At 42.8% G+C, this 6,395-nt stretch carries 5 protein-coding genes, 1 tRNA gene and 1 pseudogene; 6 read left to right on the top strand and 1 reads right to left on the bottom strand.

Translation table 11 applies throughout. The annotated features are described in order from the left end of the window. Positions 1–220 precede the first annotated feature (220 nt). From B2W49_RS01845 to B2W49_RS01865, 5 genes are all read left to right on the top strand, one after another. A tRNA-Met gene (locus B2W49_RS01845) sits at positions 221–297 on the top strand. Between the two features lie 322 nt (positions 298–619). Then, on the top strand, positions 620–1,144 hold the full coding sequence (rimP, locus tag B2W49_RS01850; RefSeq protein WP_291334047.1) for a ribosome maturation factor RimP: 525 nt from the start codon (positions 620–622) through the stop codon (positions 1,142–1,144). 35 nt (positions 1,145–1,179) lie between these two features. Further along, positions 1,180–2,664, top strand: a complete 1,485-nt coding sequence (nusA, locus tag B2W49_RS01855; protein ID WP_291334049.1) for a transcription termination factor NusA — start codon at positions 1,180–1,182, stop codon at positions 2,662–2,664. A gap of 10 nt (positions 2,665–2,674) precedes the next feature. Further along, entirely contained in the window at positions 2,675–5,374 is a 2,700-nt protein-coding gene (gene infB / locus B2W49_RS01860; RefSeq protein ID WP_291334051.1) for a translation initiation factor IF-2, read from the top strand. Further along, positions 5,374–5,778: a ribosome-binding factor A gene (locus B2W49_RS01865; protein WP_291334052.1), complete on the top strand. Its 405-nt coding sequence runs from the start codon at positions 5,374–5,376 to the stop codon at positions 5,776–5,778. The genes infB and B2W49_RS01865 overlap by 1 nt, the downstream gene beginning before the upstream one ends. A gap of 51 nt (positions 5,779–5,829) precedes the next feature. On the opposite strand, the gene B2W49_RS01870 is transcribed toward B2W49_RS01865, so the two are convergent. Continuing rightward, complete coding sequence (locus B2W49_RS01870; RefSeq protein WP_291334054.1) at positions 5,830–6,180, bottom strand: hypothetical protein; 351 nt, start codon at positions 6,178–6,180, stop codon at positions 5,830–5,832. A 42-nt stretch (positions 6,181–6,222) separates the two neighbouring features. Between B2W49_RS01870 and B2W49_RS01875 the strand changes: the two are divergent. Further along, positions 6,223–6,395, top strand: a pseudogene (locus tag B2W49_RS01875) (IS701 family transposase); the annotation flags it as partial.

The following is a 6,395-nucleotide window of genomic DNA, read 5'->3' on the forward strand; positions in this document are numbered from 1 at the left end:
GGTTCAAATCCAGCTCCCGCTACCATTTTAATGGTTTGGTCATGTCAGTTTTGATTGGTTGCTTGTCTGTCGGGCTCAACCCTTGATAACTTGGCGAAGGTCGTTGGTTCAAATCCAACTCCCGCTACCAAAATCTGACTAAGGTGCAACTTAAGTCAGGCAAATATGAGAAGTTTGATTGAAAACTTATTCATTTTTGTATATAATTTTTGCACGTTGATGCGGGATGGAGCAGTCTGGTAGCTCGTCGGGCTCATAACCCGAAGGTCGTTGGTTCAAATCCAGCTCCCGCTACCAAGTTTCTAATGGTGTGGTACGTTAGTTTTAGTTGATTTAACTCAGCACAATAAACTAGCAAAGATGGTTAGATTTAGTCTAATCCCCACTACCAAGTTTCTAAAGAGGCTCACAACTAGGTGGGCCTTTTTGCACAGTGGATATTGGTTTTACTGTGCAAGAATAGGGGCGATTACGCCCTTTTTTATTGGCTATCGTGTAGTGTCGATACAAGCCGTGCGCGGCCTAAAGTCAAAGTGTCATGTTTCACTACTACTATAGTTTGTATGAATGTGTAGTGGTCAAATAAGACCATTGAACCGCAGCAGAATGACGAGAGTAAATGAAGCTATCAAATAAAACTCAAGCACTTCAGGACTTAATTGCGCCAGCAGTGCAAGCATGTGATGTAGATCTTTGGGGAATCGAGTTTATTCCACAAGGTAAGCGTTCTTTGTTACGTATTTATATCGACAAAGCTGTCGATGAAAATGCAGAACCTGTCTTAAATGAAGATGGCGAATTAGAGCAAGGTCGCGGTATTGGTGTGCAGGATTGTGTACGTGTAACCCAGCAAGTTGGGGCAATGCTTGATGTGCATGATCCAATTTCGGGTGAATATGCGCTTGAAGTGTCATCACCTGGTTGGGATCGTCCATTTTTCCAATTAGAGCAATTGCCTGCGTATATTGGGCATACCATTGCGTTACGTTTAATCAGTGCTGTAGAAAACCGTCGTAAATTTCAAGCGAAGTTGATTGCTGTAGATCTGGAAAATGAAACTATTCAGGTCGAAGTGGAAAAACAGCAGGTATTGGAGATTGACAGTCACAATATTGATAAAGCAAACCTGATTTACCAAGATTAATCAAATTAATAAGAATCTGAACGAATAGGTGACTTATGGCACGTGAAATTCTTACCGTCGTTGAAACGGTTAGTAACGAAAAAGGTGTAAGTCGTGAGGCAATTTTTGAGGCGCTTGAACAGGCTCTTGTTGCTGCGACGAAAAAGAAATTCTACGAAGGCACAAACTCAGAAGAAGCACGTTTACGTGTGGAAATTGATCGTAAAACAGGTGACTACAGGACTTTCCGTCAGTGGGAAGTAGTGGCAGATGAAGATCATGAAATGCCTGCATGCCAAGATGCAATTTCTGATGTAGACCCTGCACAATGGTCAATTGGCGACATTCGCGAACTTGAAGTTGAGTCAATTGACTTCGGTCGTATTGCTGCACAAATTGCCAAGCAAGTGATTGTGCAAAAAATTCGTGAAGCAGAACGCGCGTTGGTTGCAGATGCTTATGAAGCCAAAGTAGGCGAGCTGATTTACGGTGAAGTGAAAAAGCAAACCAAAGATGGCTTTATTATTGATTTAGGCGACAATGCAGAAGCATATTTGGCGCGTGAAGAAATGATCCCCAAAGAAATTTTGCGTCCTAAGCAGCGTGTAAATGCAATTTTGTACAGCGTGAACCGTGAAGGTCGTGGTGCACAATTGTTATTGTCACGTGCTAAGCCTGAAATGCTGATTGCGTTGATGAAAAAAGAAATTCCAGAAATTTCTGAAGAAATCATCGAGATTAAAGCGGCAGCGCGTCAGCCGGGTGTACGTGCAAAAATTGCAGTAAAAACCAACGACCATCGTATTGACCCTGTAGGTGCATGTATTGGTATGCGTGGTACGCGCATCCAAGCAGTACAGCAAGAGTTAAATGGTGAGCGTATTGATGTTGTGGTGTGGTCTGATGATCCTGCGCAATATATCGCCAGTGCTTTAGAGCCAGCCGATGTATCGGGTATTGTGATTGATGAAGAAGAACGTACTGCTGACATTATTTTCGCAACTAGCGATCAGTTGGCGCGTGCCATTGGTTCACAAGGTCAAAACGTACGTTTAGCCTCTGAACTCACAGGTTACAAGCTAAACATGATGCTTGAAGAAGAGTATCACGCACGTCAGCAAAATGAAGCACAACAATACTTGGACTTGTTTGTTTCACGTCTAGACATTGCTGAAGATTTGGCGATGGCATTGGTCGAAATGGGCTTCACTTCATTAGAAGAAATTGCGTATGTTCCTGCGGAAACATTTGACGAAATTGATTTAGATGAAGAAATTGTTGAAATGTTACAAGGTCGTGCCAAAGAAGTGGCATTGGCAGATGCATTGCAACAGCAAGAAAATATCCAAGATCCGAGTGAAGAACTTCTAGCAATGGAAGGCATGACACAAGAGATCGCTTATGCGCTTGCCGCTCGTGGTGTCATTACAGTTGATGATTTAGCTGACCAAGCGACTGATGATATCGAAGATATTGAAGGTTTAGGTACAGAGAAAGCGGGTCAATTGATTATGAAAGCGCGCGAATCATGGTTTAACTAGGAGATAATATATGACGGACAAGTCGATTAAAGAGTTAGCGCTCAGTGTAGGTCGTCCAGTTGAGAAACTCCTGGAACAGGTTCGTGACGCAGGTTTACCACAGCGTAAGGCGGACGATATTATTTCCACTGAACAACAAAGTACCCTAGTGAACCATTTAAAAAAGGTTCACGGTCAAGAGGGTAATGCAGGACAAATCACGTTGAAACGTAAAACCACCAGTACCGCCAAAGTGGCAAGTACTTCGGGCAAAGCGAAAACGATTAATGTAGAAGTTCGCAAGAAACATACATTTACCAAGCCAGATCCAGAACAAATTAAAGCGGAAGCTTTGGCAAAAGCGCAAGCTGAGCAACAAGCTCGTGCGAACGTTCAAGCTATGGTGGAACCTAAAGCTGAAACTCCAGTAGTAAATAAAGCGGCTGCAAACTTTGAAGCAATGCGTGCTGCTGCAAAGCAAGAAACGACGAAGCAAGAAGTATCAAAAGCTGCGGTAGTTGTGAAGCGTAAATCAAACAATAAGCCTGTGGTTAAAGCACAAGTTAAAGTTGTTGAAACACCTGAACAGAAAAAAGCACGTGAAGCTCAAGCCGCTCAATTAAAAGCGACCGAAGAAGCAGTACGTCGTAAGGCAGCTGAAGAAGCGCAGCAACGTACACTTGAACAAATGCGTCAAATGGCATCTAAGTATTCAAATGAAGATGCAACTGCGACCATTCGTGTAGTGGATGATTCTCCACTTGCAGCGGGTCTGGTTGGTCAAGCATATGAAGATTCATTTGCCAAAGAAGACCGCGAAATTAAGCGTGGTACCAGTAGCACCAATACACGTTCACCGAAAAAAGGTGGTCGTCGTGGTCAGGAGGAGCAATCTTTCAGCCAGAACCCACATAAACGTGGTTTGAAAACGAGCCAAGCCAACAAGCACGGCTTTGAAAAACCAGTTAAAAAACAAGTTTATGATGTTGAAATTGGTGCAACGATTGTGGTTGCAGACTTGGCTGCAAAAATGGCAGTTAAAGTACGCGAAGTTATTAAATCACTTATGAAAATGGGTGAGTTAGTTACGCAAAACCAAGCGATTGAGCAAGAAGTTGCTGCACTTGTGGTTGAAGAAATGGGCCACAACCCAGTTTTAGTATCTGATACGCAAGCTGAAGATAACTTACTTGAAGCAGCAGAAGAAGCACGTGGCGTTCAAACGACTCGTCCTCCTGTTGTGACCATCATGGGTCACGTTGACCATGGTAAGACATCGTTACTTGACCGTATTCGTCGTGCCAAAGTGGCTGCAGGCGAAGCGGGTGGTATTACACAGCATATCGGTGCTTACCACGTTACAACGGACAAGGGTATCATTACTTTCCTAGATACTCCGGGACACGCAGCATTTACTGCAATGCGTTCACGTGGTGCGAAAGCAACGGATATCGTCGTTCTAGTTGTTGCGGCGGATGATGGTGTAATGCCACAAACAGCTGAAGCGATTGATCACGCACGTGCTGCAGGTACCCCAATTATTGTTGCCATTAATAAAATGGACAAAGAGTCGGCTGATCCAGATCGCGTATTGAATGAATTGACTGTGAAAGAAATTGTGCCTGAACAATGGGGCGGTGACATTCCTGTTGCAATGGTTTCAGCACATACAGGTCAAGGTATTGATGAGCTCCTAGATATTATTTCAATCCAAGCTGAATTACTTGAGTTGAAAGCATCTGAAGAAGGTGCTGCTCAAGGTGTGGTGATTGAAGCGCGTGTAGACAACAGCCGTGGTGCGGTAACGTCTATCCTTGTTCAAAACGGTACATTGAAAGTAGGTGACCTTGTTCTTGCGGGTGCATCTTATGGTCGCGTACGTGCGATGACAGATGAAAACGGTAAACGTATTCAATCAGCAGGTCCTTCAATTCCAGTTGAAATTTTAGGTCTACCTGAAGCGCCAATGGCGGGTGATGAAGTTCTGGTTGTGAATGACGAGAAGAAAGCACGTGAAGTTTCCGATGCGCGTATGGATCGTGAACGTCAAAAACGTCTTGAGCGTCAAAGCGCAATGCGTCTTGAAAATATCATGGCGTCTATGGGCAAGAAAGATGTGCCTATCGTCAATGTGGTATTGAAAACTGATGTACGTGGTACATTGGAAGCATTACACGTTGCTCTTGCTGACCTTGCAACAGACGAAGTTAAAGTTCGTGTTATTGGCTCAGGTGTTGGTGCGATCACTGAATCTGACGTGACACTGGCTGAATCTTCTGAAGCGGTACTTCTTGGCTTTAACGTACGTGCGGATAACGCAGCGCGTCAAAAAGCGGATGCTGATGGCATCGACATTCGTTACTACTCAATCATCTATCAATTGATTGATGATGTGAAAGCAGCGATGAGTGGTAAGCTTGCGCCTGAACACCGTGAAACTATTTTAGGTGTGGCTGAAGTACGTGAAGTGTTCCACTCAAGTAAGTTTGGTGCAGCAGCAGGCTGTATGGTACTTGAAGGTGTATTACACCGTAATAAACCAATTCGTGTCCTTCGTGATGACGTAGTAGTATTCCAAGGTGAGCTTGAGTCACTTCGTCGCTATAAAGACGTGGTGGAAGAAGTTCGCGCAGGTATGGAATGTGGTCTTGCGGTGAAAGGTTATAAAGACATCAAAGTAAAAGACAAGATCGAAGTCTATGATGTTCAATTGATCAAACGGAGTCTTTAATGGCGGGTAGTCAACGTCTTAAGCGCATGGCGGATACAGTACAACGTGAGTTGTCAGAACTGATTCGCCAAGAGCTGAAAGATCCGCGCTTAGGTGGTCTCGTGACCATCTCTGCGGTGAAGGTTAGTCCAGACTTAGGTTATGCTGAAGTATATGTGACTGTGATGGGCCGTGAGCTTGGCGATGAGCAAAGCGAAGCGGCAAATAAAGAAACGTTAGATGTGCTGAACAAAGCATCTGGTTTCTTGCGTCATGAACTCGGCCGTCGTATTAAGACACGTATTACACCGCGTTTGCGTTTCCATTACGATAAAACCAATGCCTATGGTAACTACATGTTTGGTTTGATTGCAGAAGCGGTAAAAGATTTACCTCCTGCAGCACCTAAGCAAGATGAAGAATAAATCAGCAATAAAAAATGCCACCTCCGGGTGGCATTTTTATTTAAATTTTTTTTAATTTTTCTTATATACAAGACCAGGAAATTTTTGAGAAAATTTATTTATCAACTTATCAGTATTGCGAATACCCCAATTTCGAGCTACATAATATTCAGCATTTTTATAGATTAATTCAGGGGTGCCATTCGCTTTATATTTTCTGTATTTGATTTCATTTTCAGTGAAGTCATCTTTCTGTTTCAATAAAAAGAAACTACAACTCTTATCTTCTTTCAAATATTCTATAATTTCATCATCAATAAGATTGTTGGCTTGAAGTAGTAAAACGGTTTGAAGACCAATATCAGACTTTTTGAAATTTTCACAGAAAACTTTTCCTTGATAAATAATATAGGACTTACGCATTGACGGATTCAAAAAAGTATTAAAATACTTTATAAAGTATCTGTGATCAGACGAATTAAACATGCTTCTACAGCAACTTGTACTCTACCCATTTGTATGGGCTTTCTCATGACAGAACCGAACTCTATTAGCTGCACACAACTTGCCGAGACTTATAATATCTCGCATGATAGTGTAAATCGCTTTCTAGAGCGTGAAGACTACACACCTCACGA

The sequence above is a fragment of the Acinetobacter sp. UBA801 genome (assembly GCA_002296655.1).
GTDB lineage: Bacteria > Pseudomonadota > Gammaproteobacteria > Pseudomonadales > Moraxellaceae > Acinetobacter.